Annotated in this window: 13 protein-coding genes and 3 pseudogenes; 3 read left to right on the top strand and 13 right to left on the bottom strand. The window is 65.3% G+C overall.

Annotation, left to right across the window (positions count from 1 at the left end; translation table 11 throughout):
• Nucleotides 1-21: 21 nt before the first annotated feature.
• From PSEWESI4_RS24120 to PSEWESI4_RS24095, 6 genes and pseudogenes are all read right to left on the bottom strand, one after another.
• The gene (locus tag PSEWESI4_RS24120; RefSeq protein ID WP_187673779.1) at nt 22-477 is read right to left on the bottom strand and encodes a GNAT family N-acetyltransferase; all 456 of its coding nucleotides are present in this window, start codon (nt 475-477) and stop codon (nt 22-24) included.
• 92 nt (nt 478-569) lie between these two features.
• Nucleotides 570-773 (bottom strand): annotated as a pseudogene (locus tag PSEWESI4_RS24115) (hypothetical protein); the annotation flags it as partial.
• Nucleotides 774-868: 95 nt separating this feature from the next.
• A complete protein-coding gene (locus tag PSEWESI4_RS24110; RefSeq protein ID WP_187673778.1) occupies nt 869-1,123 on the bottom strand; it encodes a pyocin S6 family toxin immunity protein in 255 nt (84 codons plus the stop codon).
• Nucleotides 1,120-1,596 carry a colicin E3/pyocin S6 family cytotoxin gene (locus tag PSEWESI4_RS24105; RefSeq protein ID WP_187673777.1) on the bottom strand — a complete coding sequence of 159 codons (477 nt, stop codon included), beginning with the start codon at nt 1,594-1,596 and terminating at the stop codon, nt 1,120-1,122. The genes PSEWESI4_RS24110 and PSEWESI4_RS24105 overlap by 4 nt, the downstream gene beginning before the upstream one ends.
• Nucleotides 1,597-1,683: 87 nt before the next feature.
• On the bottom strand, nt 1,684-2,097 hold the full coding sequence (locus PSEWESI4_RS24100; RefSeq protein ID WP_235979008.1) for a PaaI family thioesterase: 414 nt from the start codon (nt 2,095-2,097) through the stop codon (nt 1,684-1,686).
• Between the two features lie 144 nt (nt 2,098-2,241).
• Nucleotides 2,242-2,574 (bottom strand): annotated as a pseudogene (locus tag PSEWESI4_RS24095) (DUF1905 domain-containing protein); the annotation flags it as partial.
• Between the two features lie 226 nt (nt 2,575-2,800).
• Here PSEWESI4_RS24095 and ccoG point away from each other — a divergent pair.
• Both ccoG and mapR read left to right on the top strand, forming a co-directional pair.
• Complete coding sequence (ccoG, locus tag PSEWESI4_RS24090) at nt 2,801-4,216, top strand: cytochrome c oxidase accessory protein CcoG (protein WP_187673775.1); 1,416 nt, start codon at nt 2,801-2,803, stop codon at nt 4,214-4,216.
• A gap of 72 nt (nt 4,217-4,288) precedes the next feature.
• The gene (gene mapR, locus PSEWESI4_RS24085) at nt 4,289-5,698 is read left to right on the top strand and encodes a GntR family transcriptional regulator MpaR (RefSeq protein WP_187673803.1); all 1,410 of its coding nucleotides are present in this window, start codon (nt 4,289-4,291) and stop codon (nt 5,696-5,698) included.
• A 6-nt stretch (nt 5,699-5,704) separates the two neighbouring features.
• Here mapR and PSEWESI4_RS24080 read toward each other — a convergent pair whose 3' ends face one another.
• The 7 genes from PSEWESI4_RS24080 to PSEWESI4_RS24050 all read right to left on the bottom strand — a co-directional run bounded on the left by PSEWESI4_RS24080 (nt 5,705) and on the right by PSEWESI4_RS24050 (nt 16,427).
• Nucleotides 5,705-6,814, bottom strand: a complete 1,110-nt coding sequence (locus PSEWESI4_RS24080) for a fimbrial protein (protein WP_187673774.1) — start codon at nt 6,812-6,814, stop codon at nt 5,705-5,707.
• Nucleotides 6,811-9,309, bottom strand: coding sequence for a fimbria/pilus outer membrane usher protein (locus PSEWESI4_RS24075; RefSeq protein ID WP_235979007.1), 2,499 nt, complete (start codon nt 9,307-9,309; stop codon nt 6,811-6,813). Before PSEWESI4_RS24075 ends, PSEWESI4_RS24080 begins: the two co-directional genes overlap by 4 nt.
• Before the next feature lie 77 nt (nt 9,310-9,386).
• Nucleotides 9,387-10,274 (bottom strand): fimbrial biogenesis chaperone, encoded by an 888-nt coding sequence (locus tag PSEWESI4_RS24070; RefSeq protein WP_187673773.1) that lies wholly within the window; start codon nt 10,272-10,274, stop codon nt 9,387-9,389.
• Between the two features lie 48 nt (nt 10,275-10,322).
• Nucleotides 10,323-10,865 carry a fimbrial protein gene (locus PSEWESI4_RS24065; protein ID WP_187673772.1) on the bottom strand — a complete coding sequence of 181 codons (543 nt, stop codon included), beginning with the start codon at nt 10,863-10,865 and terminating at the stop codon, nt 10,323-10,325.
• 126 nt (nt 10,866-10,991) lie between these two features.
• Complete coding sequence (locus PSEWESI4_RS24060) at nt 10,992-14,645, bottom strand: transporter substrate-binding domain-containing protein (RefSeq protein ID WP_187673771.1); 3,654 nt, start codon at nt 14,643-14,645, stop codon at nt 10,992-10,994.
• A gap of 6 nt (nt 14,646-14,651) precedes the next feature.
• Nucleotides 14,652-15,278 (bottom strand): response regulator transcription factor, encoded by a 627-nt coding sequence (locus PSEWESI4_RS24055; RefSeq protein ID WP_187673770.1) that lies wholly within the window; start codon nt 15,276-15,278, stop codon nt 14,652-14,654.
• A gap of 231 nt (nt 15,279-15,509) precedes the next feature.
• Nucleotides 15,510-16,427, bottom strand: coding sequence for a LysR family transcriptional regulator (locus PSEWESI4_RS24050; protein WP_187673769.1), 918 nt, complete (start codon nt 16,425-16,427; stop codon nt 15,510-15,512).
• Between the two features lie 112 nt (nt 16,428-16,539).
• Between PSEWESI4_RS24050 and PSEWESI4_RS24045 the strand changes: the two are divergent.
• A pseudogene (locus PSEWESI4_RS24045) lies at nt 16,540-16,637 on the top strand (thiamine pyrophosphate-binding protein); the annotation flags it as partial.

Raw genomic sequence — 16,637 nt, 5'->3', positions numbered from 1 at the left:
GTGTCGCGTAAAGAGCCCGGCCTAGCTCTCAAGCTGTTTTTCCATAACGATGGTGCGTTCAGCCCCATGAAATTCATCGCGGATTTTCTGGTAACCCAACGCTGCGTAGAAGCTCTCCGCTGTAATTGATGACGGCACCCGCAAAACTCCAATACCAGCGCTGGCAGCCGTAACATGAATGCCCCCCATCAACTGCCTGCCAATACCGCTACCTTGGTACGCAGGATCAACGAAAACGCTTCTGACTACATCACCATCGAGGCTTGCGGTACCGACAATAATTTCGGTTAGCAAAGCTACGAAAACCTTGCGCTTACCGAGCAGTACGCTGACGGCTTCTGGAGCAAAGCTCTTCTCAACCTGACTGATCACGTCAGGTGAGTAATCTTGTGAATTCGACTTATGCAAAGCAGCGATCACTACACGGCTAATCGCTGCTGCATCTTCACTTGTTGCGGGACGAACCTGACATTCCATGTTGAGAACCTTAATCTGTGACTATCACCGTGTAGCCCATCGCAATGTGCCTTCACCGAACGCTTACCGTCATACGTGCGGCTGCACGGTCATCGACCGTAGTTGATGGTCAGGTTGGTGGTCACCGCCAACGGTACGATGCCGATCTCCCCCAGCACCGCCACGTACAGCGCCACATCCGCCACCGCCATCAGCGTCGGCCCGGACACCGTCCCGCCGGGGCGCAGGATAGAGCTCCTGCAGGCGACCTTTCGGGATGGTGTTTGTTGCGACCGACTCCTTGAATGAGAGGTCAAGTCCCCCGACCCACTGCTCAATAGTCCCTGTGCTCACTAGTACCACCCCTGCTCTTCATGCAGTCTGGCGCAGACTTTCTTGATAGAGCTCAACACTAGTCAGAGACCAAAGTCTCAATGAATAGACTCAAAGCAGTTGGCAATCGCTGGCCTAACGCCGCCGATATTTGCGCGACTTGATCAGGGGTCAGTTCCCAGCCATATCCTTGGCTGCCATCAAGACTTTCCCAACCCATTACGGCCAAGACCGCAGATTGAAACTCAGAGGGAACTTCAAGCTCGTACTTCAGCGAGTCATCTCCACCGTCATCCCGCAAGAAGCCGGATATGTACAAAAACTCTCTTTTCATTTTTCTACTCTTCTTTCTGGGCCGGCGGGTTTGGTTTGCTCGCCTGTAACCGGATCGAACTCACCTAAATGTCGGCCCTGTCTGTCGTATAGCTCGACAGCGCCATGCTGGCTGTCCCATTCGTAGATCCTTCCCTTTCGGTCTTTCCAGCGCCTGCGAAGGCCGCCGCCTCCGTGAACTGATGTCTTGAATTTAACCCCTATGGCATCTGGAAATGCCGCCAATGTTTTAGGTGCCTTATGAAACGCAGGCTTGGCAAACACCAGATACAGCGGCGGCACGCCCGAATCGGCGGGGAACGTGACGATGGTGTCCTGCCCGGCCATCGACCGTAAAGGTGGAGGCGCCGGAGAGCACGACTCCCCCCGTGGTCGTGGGGTCGCCCTCCCTGATGATGTAAGCCATGGTTTCCCCTCATTGGCGGTTACGCTCCATGCCTCGCCCAGCGGCGCTGGCAGGAGTGCCCATGGCATCAGTACCGACGGACAACCTCCAATGAGGGCTTTCCTAAAGCCCGGCAAGAACCTCCGAAAGTGTGATCGTGTTCGGCATACCGACCATCAACGCAGATGCGCCGGCGGGATCGCGTAGGTGCCCACCACATGCGCGACCGGCTCTTCACGGCCTTCCGAATAAAGCGACACCTCGCCGATGGCGAGGGTCTTGCCGACCTTCATCAGCTTGCACTCGCCGATGATGCGCCGGCCGGCCTCCGGCCTTCTCAGGAAGTTGATGGTCAGGCTGGTGGTCACCGCCAACGGCACGATGCCGATCTCCCCCAGCACCGCCACGTACAGCGCCACATCCGCCACCGCCATCAGCGTCGGCCCGGACACCGTGCCGCCGGGGCGCAGGTCGGATTCGCCGATTTCCTGCGCGACGATGGCGCTCTTGTCGCCGACGGATTCGATGACGACCCGGGCCTGGGGGAATTCGGTCTTGATGAAGGCGGCGATCTGTTCTTTGCTGGACACGGGCGAACTCCGGAGATGACGGTAGGATGGCGCTACTTGGCCTGAAAAGGTGTCACCTTGCCGGGCTTGAGGCGGTCCGTCCATATGATTTCCGGGTTAACGTCGGTGGGAGTGATCAGTCATCACCCCTCCTCCCCCGCCGCCAACGGCGCACTGGAGGTCGGCCGGCACCTGCGGTTCCGGTTCTCGCTTCACGGGGGCAATCTCCAGCGACACTAGGTCGCCTATTTCCACAGCGGCACCTGCGAGCAGCTCGCTGTCCACCCTCAGCCAGTGGCTGAGCTTCCCGTCCGGCTCGAGCGTGGCTTGGAACGGGTGGCCATTGAGGGTGCCTTCCACTGTCGTCCTGCCACGCCGCGGAAGCCCGTCACTGGCAGCCTTGGGCAGAATCAGAAAGGCCCAGGGGGCGTCCTTCCCCTGTTTGGCTGGACGACGCAGTCTTGCTTCAAAACGGAACTTTGCGGCCATCTTGTCCATTGGCTGGTTTTCAAGTCCGGTTGGAGAGTAATCGGTCCTCACCACGTGAGCGAAACGCACGCCGTGACCAACCACGCGGTGGAAAATCGTTATGCATCACGACAGCAACATCCTCAAGAGCCATTCCATCTGATCCGCTTTTTATCGTTCGATCTGAATCTGTTACGCGATCAGTCTTGCGCGGACCATTCGCCTCATTCCTAGAAAGCTCTGATGAGGCTCCGCCATGACTGAACGCATCCCCGTGAAGATCGTCGAGACGATCGACCCGGCCCGCCCCATACGGCTGACGCCGGCGCAGGCTGGCGGGCCGATCCACACCCGCAGTTTCACCGGCCTGTACCGCAACCTGCGGCTGTATGGCGCCGGCTTTCTGTTCCTGCTGTTCTTCGGCACCGCCTGGCTGAACTGGAACGGCCGCCAGGCGGTGCTCTGGGATCTCGATGCGCGGCAGTTCCACATCTTCGGCGCGACCTTCTGGCCGCAGGATTTCATCCTGCTCTCGGCGCTGCTGATCATCTGCGCCTTCGGCCTGTTCGCCATCACCGTGTTCGCCGGCCGCGTCTGGTGCGGCTATAGCTGCCCGCAGAGCGTGTGGACCTGGGTGTTCATGCGCATCGAGCAGCTCACCGAGGGCGAGCGCAACCAGCGCATCAGGCTCGACGCCGCGCCCTGGTCCCTGGAGAAGGTCCTGCGCCGCGCCGCCAAGCATGGCCTGTGGCTGGCGGTGAGCCTGGTCACGGCGCTGGCCTTCGTCGGCTATTTCACGCCGATCCGCGAGCTGGCCAACGACCTGCTGAGTTTCCAGCTCGGCGCCGGCAGCACCTTCTGGCTGGGCTTCTTCACCCTGGCCACCTACCTCAATGCCGGCTGGCTGCGCGAGAAGGTCTGCCTGCACATGTGCCCCTACTCGCGCTTCCAGAGCGTGATGTTCGACAAGGACACCCTGATCGTTTCCTACGACGCCGCCCGTGGCGAAGGTCGCGGTCCGCGCAGGAAAGGCAGCGACTACAAGGCCGAGGGCCTGGGCGACTGCATCGACTGCACCCTGTGCGTGCAGGTCTGCCCGACCGGCATCGACATCCGCGACGGCCTGCAACTCGACTGCCTCAGTTGCGGCGCCTGCATCGACGCCTGCGACAGCGTGATGGACAAGATGGGCTACGCCCGTGGCCTGGTGCGCTACACCTCCGAAAGCGCCCTGGCCGGCGGCAGGACGCATCTGCTGCGCCCGCGCCTGGTCGGCTACGCGGCGGCGCTGGTGCTGATGATCGGCGCCTTCGTCTGGGCCCTGGATGCGCGCCCGCTGATCTCCCTCGACGTCACCCGCGACCGTGGCCTGTTCCGCGAGAACAGTGCCGGGCAGATCGAGAACGTCTACAGCCTGAAGGTCATCAACAAGACCCAGCAACCGCACCGTTACCGGGTGGATCTGGTCGACGGCGCGCCGTTCGAGTTGCACGGCAGCCGCGAATTGCTGCTGTCGCCCGGCGAGATCCTCGACGTGCCGGTCAGCGTGGCGCTCGCGGCCGAGCGGCCCGCCAGCAGCTCGCAGACGCTGCGTTTCGAAGTGGTCGACGTCGACGATCCGGCCAGCCGGGTCAGCGCAAAAAGCACCTTCGTCGCGCCGATCAATCGCTGAGGTAGTCGCATGAAAGCCGAACGCCTCGTAAAGTACCGGCGCATATCGCCAGCCCATCTGAACCAGGACAAGATGAAGCGCTACGAGAAATTCGCCGACGAGGTTGCCGAACTGATCCGCCGTGGCGTGCTGGCCCCCGGCGAGAAGGTGCCGTCGGTGCGCCATGCCAGCCGCACCTACGGCATCAGCCCGTCCACGGTGTTCCAGGCCTACTACCTGCTCGAGGACCGTGGTCTGATCGTCGCCCGCGCGCGCTCCGGCTACTTCGTCCGCGAGCACGCGCAGCGGCCGCTGCACGAGCCGGAGATCGCCCGCCGCCAGGCGGAGACCACCGACGTCGATGTCAGCGAACTGGTGTTCTCGGTGCTCGACTCACTGAAGGACCCGGATACCGTGCCGTTCGGCTCGGCCTTCCCTTCGCCGGACCTGTTTCCCCTGCCGCGCCTGGCCCGCTCCATGGCGCAGAGCATCCGCGACATGCCGGCGCAGGAAATCATCGCCGACATGACCGGTGGCAATGGCCACCTGCGCCGCCAGTTGGCGCTGCGCTACATGGTCAGCGGGGTGATGCTGCCGCCCGGCGAACTGGTGATCACCAACGGCGCCATGGAAGCGCTCAACCTCTGCCTGCAGGCGGTCACCAGCCCGGGCGACCTGGTGGCCATCGAGGCGCCGGCGTTCTACGCCACCCTGCAGGTTCTGGAGCGGCTCAAGCTCAAGGCGGTGGAGATTCCCGTGCACCCGCGCGAGGGCATGGACCTGGAGGCCCTTGCCGACAGCCTGGCGCGCCTGCCGATCAAGGCCTGCTGGTGCATGAGCAACCTGCAGAACCCGCTCGGCGCGAGCATGAGCGAGGACAGGAAACGCGCGCTCTACGAACTGCTGCACACGCATCAGGTGCCGTTGATCGAGGACGACGTATACGCCGAGCTGTATTTCGACAACCAGCCGCCGAAGCCGGTGAAGAGCTTCGACCGCGACGGCCTGGTGATGCATTGCAGCTCGTTCTCCAAGTGCCTGGCGCCCGGCTACCGGGTCGGCTGGGTGGCCGGCGGGCGTTTCGCCGAGCGCATCGGCCGGCTCAAGCTGATGACCACCATTTCCCCCTCGGTGCCGGCCCAGGCGGCCATCGCCGACTACCTGCAGCACGGCGGCTACGACCGCCACCTGCGCAAGCTGCGCCATGCGCTGGAGGCCCAGCAGGACGCCATGCTGGCCTCGGCGGCGCGGCACTTCCCGGCCAGCACGCGGGTCACGCGGCCATCCGGCGGCTATTTCCTGTGGTTCGAGTTCCCGGAAACGGTCGATTCGCTGCAACTGTTCCAGCAGGCCCTGGCCCAGGGCATCAGCCTGGCGCCGGGACCGATCTTCTCCGCCACCCGGCGTTTCGCCAACTGCGCGCGACTGAACTACGGCTACCCGTGGAACACCCGCAGCGAACAGGCGATGGAACTGCTCGGGCGGATGCTCCGCTCGTTCTGAAGGTTTTCACTGGTAGTCGATGGTGAAGGTCACCGCGCCGTTGGCCGGGCCCGGGGTGACGGTGCTGCCCGTCTGCAGGTAGCGGGCCCGCAGGGGAATGCTGTAGCTCGCTCCTTCGTTGCCGCTGGACGCTACATCCGGGCCTTTCGCCAAGGTGCTCAAGGGCACTGGCGTGCCGCTGCGGTCGGCGATCTGGATGCCGATGCCGGTCGCCGCAGCCGCCCCGCCCGGAGCGCTGGCATTCAGGCGGATCACTCCACCCAGCATGTCGATGGCGCCATTGGTGGGGTCCAGGCGGTAGCGCAGGACGTTGCCGGTCGGCGTGCCCGGCGTGCTGTCGCCATTGGGATACCAGATGGGCCCGCTGCTCGTGTAGTAGCCATGGAACGCCGGACAGTCGAGCAGCCGGATCTCGAAGTCCTTCCATGGCGTGGCGCTGCCGGGGCCTTTCAGGTCGCGAGCCTGGTGCGTGCCGAGCTCCACCGGGACGTCCGCCGTCTTGCAGGTCCGGGAAACGACGCCGATGGCGCCGGAAACGCTCATCCGCAACAAGGTCAACGCGCTGCCGGTGGTCCAGTCGCTCTGCGCCGTTGGCAAGGACGCGCCCTGGATCACGCCGGGAAGCACCTCGCCGATCTTGATGAAGGACAGGTCGAATGCATTCAGCCTCGCGAGCGCAGTCCAGTTGCAGTTCGTCTGGCCGCCGCATTGGTTGGTCATCGGGCTTTGATGGTGCGGCAACGCCTTGCCCTCGTGCAGGATGACGACTCCGATGCCCCGCACGCCGGTTTCGTAGACGCGTCCGCCGTAGGGAGAGCCGGACCATCCGCTCAGCGGCAACGGGGTTTCCGCGAACGTCCTGGAACGGATGATCGCGGCCACCGAGGACGGGCAGAAGATCCGAAAGTTGCTCGATGGATGGAAGGTCTGCCGATACACCTCGGTCCCCAACGGAACATCACGCCCCACGGTGATGCTGCCGACCGCCAGGGGCATGGTGGCGATCAGCGGGGCGTTCCCGGTCGGGTTGCCCGCGTTGTAGCTGCAACTCCCCGCCCAGGCACCGGAGGCTGCCGTGAACAGGATCAAGCCCGGCAGGATTCGCAGGCAGTTCATGGGAGTCGGTCTCCATCGGTTTCAAGGTTCGGGGCCGACGTGCGGCACACTGCGTCGGCCTCGGCGCCGCTATCCAGGTCCAGGCTGCAGCGCTGGTCCGGCCGCTCTCCCCAGGCGATCTCGAGCCGGCGCGTGTCCGCCTTGACCCGCGCGTAGAGCTGGCTCCCCTGCCCCATCATGCCCACCGTGGCGCCGCTGGGGTCGGTGACGCTGGCGCCGAACGGCAATGGCCGGCCATCCTCCTGGGTGGCGCGCAGCAGCAGGGCCTGGCCGTCCAGCGCGGCGTAGCGGAGCAGCACCACGGCACCGGCGCGCGGCGCGACCTGCTGGCTGGTTTCCTGTAGTTCCAGGTCCAGCGGAGTGCCGTTGGGATCGATGGCCACTTCGTTCAGCTCATAGGGGCGCAGGTACGGCAGCACAGCGTAGCCACGGCCATCCAGCGCCAGGCCGGGATAGCCGACCACCCTGGCGCCGGCCGCGCCTTCCGCCCCCAGCACCGCCAGGGTGTCGCCACGGTACGGGGTCAGGGTCACTCCGCCCGGATGGACGACGGCGCTGCCGCTCAGGTTCAGCGACTGGCTCCGGTAGCCCTGGCCCTGGCTCAGGGTGGTCCCGACTATCGCGCTGGAGCCGATGTACTGGCCGCTGAGCGAAGTGCTCAGGGCATCGTTGCCGCCTTCATGGCCGACGGTCAGGCCATACCGGTACTGCCGGTCCTCGCCCGCCGAGCCGCTGAGGGCCGCCTGCTCGCTGTAGTCGCCCCTGGCGTCGCGGGCGAGTCGCGCGGACAGTTGCGGACGCTGGCTGCCGAACGCCAGGGGCATGCCGATGCTGAACAGCAGGCTGTTCTGCATGCTCCCCGACCCCATGCGTGTGCGGTTGGCGTTGGCGCCGAAGGTGATGCTGCCGAATTGCCTGCTGTAGCCGATCTGGTACTGCAGGTCGCTGCCCGGCAGGTTCCAGTAGTTCTGGCTGAAGCCGGTCAGCGCCAGTTGCCCGTAGTCGCCCAGGCTCTGGTTGGCGGTGAGCGACAGGCGGCTGCGCGGGCGGCCGATCAGCGAGTCGTCCAGGCCGCGCCTTTGCGCATCGATGATCCGCAGGGCGTCGTCGAGGCCCAGGTATTCCTCGCTGGAGAAACGATAGGCTGCCAGGGCGAAGTTGCTGCCGGTGGCGAGGATGTTCTTGTTGTAGCTCAGCCGCAGGCTTTCTCCGCTCTGCCGGCCATGGGACAGGGCGGCCCGCGACCGGGTCAGGTCCACCGCCAGGGCGCCGATGGGCGTGCCGAAGGCCGCGCCCGCCATCACGGCCTGGTAGTCGTCGCTGCCCTGTACGCCGCCATAGCCGGTCAAGCTGTTGCCAAGGCCGCGCTGCACGGTGCCCTGGAACAGGTTGGCCTGCTCGTCGATGTAATGGTTGCGGGTTTCCCCGGCGACGAAGCTGTAGCGGGTCGTGCCCGGGCGCAGCAACTGGCTCACCGAGGCATAGGGCACCTGGAAGCCCTGCTCGCTGCCGTCGGCCTCGTGGACGGTGACATCGAGGTCGCCACCGTAGCCGCTGGGATAGAGATCGTCGATGACAAAGGCACCCGGCGCCACCGTGGTTTCGTACAGCAGGTTGCCGTTCTGCCGCACGCTCACCCGCGCGCTGGTGCGGGCGATGCCACGGATCACCGGCGCATAACCGCGCCGGGATTCCGGCTGCATGCGGTCGTCGCTGGCCAGTTGCACGCCGCGATAGGCCTGGCTGTCGAACAGCTCGCCCCGGGTGTTGGCTTCGCCCAGGGTCAGTTGGCTCTTCAGCGCGGTGACGTCGCGCTGGGCGTAGACATCGAGGCTCTGGTAGTCCCGCCCGTTCCGCTGATGCCAGGACAGCGAGCCATTGTGGCGCAAGCGCCAGTCGCCCAGGTTGAAGCCGGCGGAAAGGCCCAGGTAGGCCGAGTCGAAACTCCCCGAATCCGTGCGATTGCGGTTGCCGTTGAAGTCGTAGCCGAGGATGCCGGCGGTGACGCCGCGATCCCACAGTTCGGGGCTGACGTAGCCGCGCGCGTTGCTCCGCAGGGACGCCTGGGGAAGGCTGACGTCCAGGCGCTGCTGGCTCGGATCGAAGGTGACGCTCGCCCCGTCGATGAGGTCGGGCAGGCGCTGGCAGGCATCGGAGCCGATCTCCGTCGGCAGCTTGCCCAGGTCCACGCCGAGCAGTTCCAGGAGCGCGCGATCGAAACAGACATGGGCGTTGCCGCCATCCCGTCCGTCCGCGATGCGGATGTCCCGGCGCCCCACCAACCGCCCGTTCAGGGCCAGGTCCGCGCGATAGCCGCCCGGCAGCACCGGGTTGCCTTTTTCATAGCGGCTCAGGTCAAGGTGGCGCGAGTCCTCCGGCAGGAAGGCGTCGTTGAAAACCACGCCTTCATCGAAGCTCTCCGCAACGGCGGGCAGCGCCACGGTTCCGCCGAAGATCATGGCGGCCAGTGGGTTGAGGGTATTTTTCGACGTCATTGTTCTAGGGGGTGCCATCAATCGTGAACACTCCTGGTTCCAGCCAAGCCATGCCTTGCAACGACAACTTCGGCCCCTCACCCCGGCCCCTGGCTGCGCGCCCCGCTCCGGAGGGAGAGGGGAGCATCAGTGCGAACCATCGGGCTCTGCACTGTCCCGCCACGCTGTTCCGCCCCCTCTCCCCTAGGGAGAGGGTTGGGGTGAGGGGCGGAATCGATGGCAACCCCTAGCGGGACGCTCATACGCCTGAGCGCGCCGTAGTCATTGATCGCGTCGAACTCGACCCGGGCATCCGCTCCCGGCGCCTGGCGCAGCTCAGGCAAGGGAAACAGGTGGGTCTTGCGGGGAGCGACCATGCCGTCTTCGCTGGCATGGCGACGCTCCCCGTCCACCAGGGCCACGCCGACCAGGGAGACGTGATAGGCGCTCGGGTTGTTCGCCCACAACGCATAGCCCTTGCCCAGTTCCAGCGAGACCAGTTTCCAGGCCAGCCCCTCGGGGGCCTTGTCCGGGCTGCCGGGGAGTCGCGCCGGACGGTAGAAGAGCTTGATGCGCGAACGGAACGCCATGTGCAGCACGTTCAGGTTTTCCTGGGCCTTGGGCCTCGGCGGAATTTCCAGCGCGTTCAGCCAGAACACCGACTCCCGGTCGCCGGGCAGCGGCGCGCCGTTGAACATCAGGCGCAGGGTCTGGCCCTTGCCCGGATCCAGGCGGAATACCGGTGGCGACAGCAGGAACGGCGCCGTCGACTGGGTGGGACTGGCCTCGGCGTCGCCGCTGTCTATCCAGGCCTGGACCAGCGCCGGCTGGGCGCCGTTGTTGTTCAGCCTGACGTTGACTTCTTTCTTGTCGGCCGGGTAGATCACCCGGGTGCCGGAGATCACCACCCCGGCCAGCGCCTGTTCGCAGGCGAGCAGAGCCATGCCGCCCCAGAGCAGGCGGCGCAAAGCGTTTCGGCAGGTCATGACGCACCTCGGAGGGAACGGCTGCCGCGCCGGACGCGGCAGCCGGACTTACTCGTAGTCGATCGAAAAGGTCACCGCGCTCACGACGGAGCCCGAGGTGCTGGTTCCAAGCGCCACGTATTCCACGGCGTACGGCATGTTGGCGGCGCCGGACGCGTCGATGTTGACGAGTGTGTTGCCGGTCCTCTGGTTGGCGTTGCCAGCCCGGATGACCTGGCCGCTGGCACGGTCGATCAGACGCAAGGCGACATTGGAGGCCGTGCCGTCGGCGTTGTGCAGGTAGCCGCTGACCGGGTCCACATTGTTGCTGGACTCGAAGAAGGCAGCCGCCGCCGTCGCGGTTCCGGCGCAATCCTTGAGCTGGATATCGAAGCTGGTGGTGCCGGCGGACTTGTCGGCGGAATCCAGTTGGCTGGCGGAAACGGTCGGCAGGGTGACCGTGGCGACGGCGGGGCTGACCACGCCGTTCACGGCCACGGTGCAGGTCTGGCTGACCACATTGCCAGTGAAGTGGATGGTGCCATCGGCAGCGGTGGCCAACGGGGCGCTGGCAACGGCAGTGATGGCAAGGGCTAGGGCCTGGCGATTCATCGTCTATCTCCGAGCGAAGAATGAGCGGATGGGATACGGCGAGTTCATCTTCGGCAGGGAGGGCCAGACGCCTATGTAGTCCGATGCCTGGCGATTCGCGGGAAATTTCCCAACGAACGTCGGAGATCAATCCAGGTGGCTGTCGATCAGTTCGCCAAGCCGCTGCATGGCCTCGCGCAACTCGGCCACCGCCGCTTCCAGTTCCCCGGAGTCATGTCCTGGCCCGCAGGCCCGTTCCAGCCGTTCGCAGGCGGCGGCCAGGCGGGAGTCCCTGACGATCCGCGCACTGCCCTTCACCCCGTGCGCCAGGTCCGCCAGCCCGCGCCTGTCCAGTTTCGCCGCGCAACCCGCCAGCCGGATCAGGTCCTCGCGGTTGCTGCGGGCCAGTTCGCCCAGGAGGCTTTTCAGCGCCTCGTTGTCGCCACGGGTGAGATGCTGGAGGTGGCCCAGCCCCATCCCGGCCGATGCTCCTGCGCCCTCCTCCGTGTCCGTTTCCGCCCACGGCTCCATGCCGGCCAGCCGGCGCTGCAGGTCCTGCAGGGTGATCGGCTTGAACAGGCAGTCGTCCATCCCCGCGTCCAGGCAACGCTGGCGTTCCTCGGGCAGCGCATTGGCCGTGAAGCCGATCAGCAGGCAGGGCGGCGCCCCGCTGGCCCGCTCCTGTTCGCGGATCGCCCTGGCCAGTTCGTAGCCGCTCATGGTCGGCATGTTGCAGTCGGTGATCACCACGTCGAAGCGGCCCAGCCGCCAGATGCGCAGCGCGTCGACGCCGTCCCCGGCATCCTGGACGCGGTGCCCGAGATAGCCCAGTTGCTGCGCGAGCAGCATGCGATTGGCCGGGTAGTCGTCGACGACCAGCACATCCAGGGGAGGCCCGTCTTCCAGCACCTGCCCGAGAGGCGCCAACGGCTCGTCCGCCAGCGGCTCCAGAAGCGGCAGGTCGAGCAGGATCTCGATGCGCGTCCCGCGGCCGATCTCGCTGCTCAGGTGCAACTCTCCGCCCATCATTTCGCACAGCGTACGGCTGATGACCAGGCCCAGCCCCGAGCCACCGCGCGCCGACATGCCGTTGTCGCCGGCCTGGGAGAACGGGGAAAACAGGCGCGCCTGGTCTTCGCTGGAGATACCGTGGCCGGTGTCGACGATTTCCAGCCGCACCGACAGGCTGTTCTCGTCCACCTGCGGCCGGCTGCGATAGGCCACCCGCACCTCGCCCTGGTCGGTGAACTTGATCGCGTTGCCGATCAGGTTCGAGAGGACCTGCTTGAAGTGCAGCGGATCAACCTCTACGTCCCGGTCCGCCTCGCCGGCCGCATCGAACACCAGGGCGATGCGTTTCTGCCTCGCCAGGCCGTCGAACACCCGCACGGTGGATTCGACCAGGGCCCGCAGGTTGGCCCGCTCGGGCGCGAGGGAGAGTTTCCCCGACTCGATCCGGGCGATGTCGAGGATGTCGCCGATCAGGTCGAGCAGACCCCGCGCCGCCTCCGAGGCGACGTCCAGGGCGAAGCGATCCAGGACGCCCTGCTCGGCCTTCTTCAGGGCCAGTTCGAGCATGCCGATCACCGCATTCATCGGGGTGCGGATTTCGTGGCTCATGGTGGCGAGGAAGGTCGTCTTGGCACGGTTTGCGGCTTCGGCCTCGTCCCTGGCCTCCCGCAGTTCGTCCAGCAGGCGCTGGCGTTCGCTGACATCCATCCAGCCGGCGATGACGCCCTGGACCGAGCCGTCGCGCCCGAGATACGGCCGGGCCCAATGGTAGATGGCCAGCACCTCGCCGCTGGCCAGCGTCAGGCGACGATCGCCGGCTTCCGACAAGCCTTGCTCCATGACGCGCTGGTACAGCGCGTCATACTCGCGAGCTTCCTCCAGGTCGGTCAGCAGGTTCTCGGCCGCCAGCTTGCCGAGGACCCGGTCGTCCCGTACGCCGAGGCTATCCAGGTAGCTGGGATTGCAGGCCATCAGCCGGCCCTGGCGATCGCGAACGTAGACGGGCAGCGGTATCCCGTCGATCAGCACGCGCATGAACGCCATCTGATCGTTCAGCGCCTGCTCGGCCCGCTCGCGCCTGCGGATCTGGCGCCGGAGGCAGAAGTCGCGGCCCAACGCGATCAACAGCAAGGCGGCCGCGCCGAGGAAGCCCAGGATGATCGCCATGCGATACCGGCGCCAATAGCCGTTCTCGACCACGACCTGGCTACGCCAGCGGTTGGTCAGGGCATCCATCTCGGTCGGGGGGATGCTCAGCAGGGCCTTGTTCAGGATCGAGACCAACTCGGTCGAGCCACGGCCGGTGGCGAAGGCGATCTGCGCCGGCACGTTGCCCACGATCGAGACGATCTTCAGCCTGCCCGGATACTCGCGGGCAATGATGTAGCGGGCCCCGATCAGCATGTTGGCCGATGCCTCGACCCGCCCTTCCGCCACCATCGAGATGGCATCCTCGGCATCCGCCGCGTCGACGATACGGATCTCCGGGTAGTGCTCGCGCAGGTATTCGCGCAGGAGGTTGCCCTTGATCAAGGCGATGCGCTTGCCGGCGAGATCATCGAGGCCGAGCGGGCTGTCGGGGGCGTCGCGGGTGACGAGGACGAACGAGTTGGTGAAGTAAGGACGGGTGAAGCTCAGTTGGCTTTCCCGCTCCAGGCTCGGCGTGAAGGCCGCCAGCATGTCGGCCTTGCCGGTGACGACCGCCTCGATCATCCGCTCGACCGGGCCGGAATGCGCGACGCCGATCTCGAATTCCAGGCCGGTGCGCCGGCTGATCCTGTCCAGCACGTCGGCGCTGATGCCGCTGAGCCGGTTCCGCTCATCGAGGAAGGTGAACGGCAGGAGGCTCCTGCTGACCACCACCCGGACCTTCGGATGCCTGTCCAGCCAGCGTTGCTCCGCGGCGCTCAACTGCAAGCGCTGGTCGTTGTGGATGCTGACCTCATCGGCTCCCCAGCGCTGCAGGATGCTCATCCGTCCGCTCCGGGGAATGGCTTCCAGCGCCAGGTTGACCAGGCGCTCCAGGCGTGAATCGCCGCGCGCCAACGCGAAGGAAAATCCCCTGGCCTTCATGCGGGCGAAGTTCTCCAGCCGGATATTGCCCAGGTAGCTCCAGTCGACCAGGTGCCCGGCGCCGATGGCGTCCCCCAGATAGACGTCCGCCTGGCCGAAAGCCACCGCGCCCATGGCGCTCAGGGTGGAGGGATAGCGTTGCAACCGGGCCTTGGGATAGAACGCGCGGAGGACCTGCTCCGAACGATAGCGGTCGAGCATCGCCACCCGCATGCCCGCCAACCCGGCACTGAGCTCCAGGTCTTCGCCGATGCGGCTGGCCAGGATCGGCTGGTCCCCGACGTAAGGGCTGGACAACACCAGCCCGGCTTCGGCCGCTTCGAAGTCGCTGCTGGTTCCCAGCAGGTCGATTTCCCCGCGCTCGAGCGCTTCTACCGCGGCCTTGCGGGAGGGAAAGCGCCTGGCCTCCATGCGCAGGTGCAGGAGCTCGCCCAGCAGGCCGGCGTAATCGGCGGTGATGCCTTCGTAGTCGTTCCGGTTGGTGACGATGTCGAACGGCGGATAGTCCGGCGTGGATACCCCCAGGCGCACGAATCGTTTTTCCCGCAGCCAGTGCCAATCGTCGTCGCTCAGCTCGACCTGGTAGCCGGCGACGACGGAGCGGCCGGACAGTCGCAGCGCCTCCTCCTCGGCCACATGGCTGGCCATCGCGAAGCCGGACCAGAGGATGAGCGACAACAATGCGGACAGCAGCGGCCTGCTTGCGAGCCCGGCCATGAGGGGCTAGATCAAGCCATTGCGCCTGGCCAGGTCGGCCAGGCCTACCACGGACTTCACCCTCAGCTTCTCGATCAGCCGCGCCTTGTAGGTGCTGATGGTCTTGTTGCTGAGCAGCATGGCCTCGCCGATCTCCTTGTTGCTGAAGCCCCTCGCCAGTTGCAGGAGGATCAACAGCTCGCGATCCGACAGCGACGCGATGCGCTCGGTCTCGCTGGAAACGAAGTCGCTCCTGCGGACCGAACTGACCGACACGTTGGGGAAGTAGGCATAGCCATTCATGATGGCGGACACCGCCTTGCCCAGCTCCGCCAGGTCTTCGGACTTGGAGACATAGCCTGCCGCTCCGGCCCTCATGCAGCGCATCGAGAAGTGCTCCGGCGACTGGGCCGTCAGCACCAGTACCTTGATCGCGGAAGCCGGCCCGTTGAGCCGGCTGATCACCTTGAGGCCATCCAGCTTGGGAATGGCGATATCCAGCACGATCAGCTCCGGCAGATGATCGCGAGCCAGTCGCACGGCGTCGGTGCCGTTGTCCGTCTCGGCAACGACGTCGAAACCTTCCTGCGAGAGCAGCATCTTCACGCTGGCACGTATGAATGGATGGTCATCCACGATCAGGACTTTAGGCATTCGCGTTCCTCTGGCAACACGCAGTCGAAGATCGCCCCGCAGGGCGACCTGGAATGGTCAGTCAGGAAGAAACGGCGATTCGGGGAAACGGGCAGCGCGTTCCATCGACCAATGCCCCCTGGTCCGACCAGGCATTCATCGAGCATGGACAGGAAATTTTCGACTTACCTATAAGGACTTTCTTAAAGAGAGAGTGGCAGGTCGCGTCGCCGGGACATCCCGCTCGCGCATTCAAAGCGGCGGAGTCTTCTCCCAGTAGCCCGGAGCGTTGTAGACGGCCTTCAGGTAATCGATGAAGAAGCGCACCTTGGCCGGCAGGTAGCGCTGCTGCGGGTACACCGCCTGGATGTCGTAGTCGGGCAAGGCGAACTCGTCGAGCACCGTCACCAGCTCGCCGCGCTTGAGTTCGCTCTGGATCTCCCAGATCGAACGCCAGCCGATGCCCAGCCCCTGGCGCATCCAGGCGAACAGCAGCTCGCCGTCGTTGCAGGCCAGGTTGCCGCCGACCTTCACCGCCACCTGCCGGCCATCGCGCTGGAAGGTCCAGCCCCGCTGCTGGCCACCCTGCAGGGTGAACGCCAGGCAGTTGTGCTCCGCCAGCTCCTCCAGCGTGGTCGGCGTGCCGTGCCGGGCGAAGTATGCCGGCGTGCCGCACACCACCCGCTGGTTGGGGAACAGCTTGACCGCCACGTAGTTGGGGTCGGTTATCCCACCGATACGGATGCTCATGTCGTAGCCTTCGCTGACCAGGTCGACCACGCTGTCGGTCAGGTTGAAGGCCAGCTTGAGATTGGGGAACTGCCGCTGGAAGCCGATGGCGTGCGGCGCGACGTGGCGTCGGCCGAAGGACGCCGGCGCCGAGACCAGCAGGTTGCCCTTGACCATGGAGCCACTGCTGCTGATGTCCGCCTCGATCTCGTCGAACTCGCGCAACAGGTGCTTCGCCCGCTCCAGTAGCTGCTCGCCCAGCTCGGTCAGCCGCAGGCCGCGCGTGGAACGGTGCATCAACTTGACGCCCAGGCGCTTCTCCAGCGCATCCAGGCGCCGGCCGAGAATCGCCGGGGTCACTCCTTCGCTCAAGGCAGCGGCGGCGAAACTGCCCTTCTGCGCGACCTGGACGAAGCTGTGCAACTCTGTGTAACGACCCATTCGATACCTTTTATATCGACAGAAACTGATTTCTAGGTGTTCTACGCGAGGAGAGCCTAATTCAGACTGGCATCCATTACAAAAATATCGACTAGCTCGAAGGAGAAACGTAATGGCCAGAATGAGAGCAATCGAAGCCGCGGTGCTGGTGATGCGTCGCGAGGGCATCGACACCGCGTTCGGCATTCCCGGTGCCGCGATCAACCCGCT

Origin of the sequence: Zestomonas carbonaria (genome assembly GCF_904061905.1) — a bacterium.
GTDB classification, from domain to species: Bacteria; Pseudomonadota; Gammaproteobacteria; order Pseudomonadales; family Pseudomonadaceae; genus Aquipseudomonas; species Aquipseudomonas carbonaria.
Note: the sequence above shows the minus strand (reverse complement) of the source record. Positions and strands in the feature narration are given on the sequence as shown.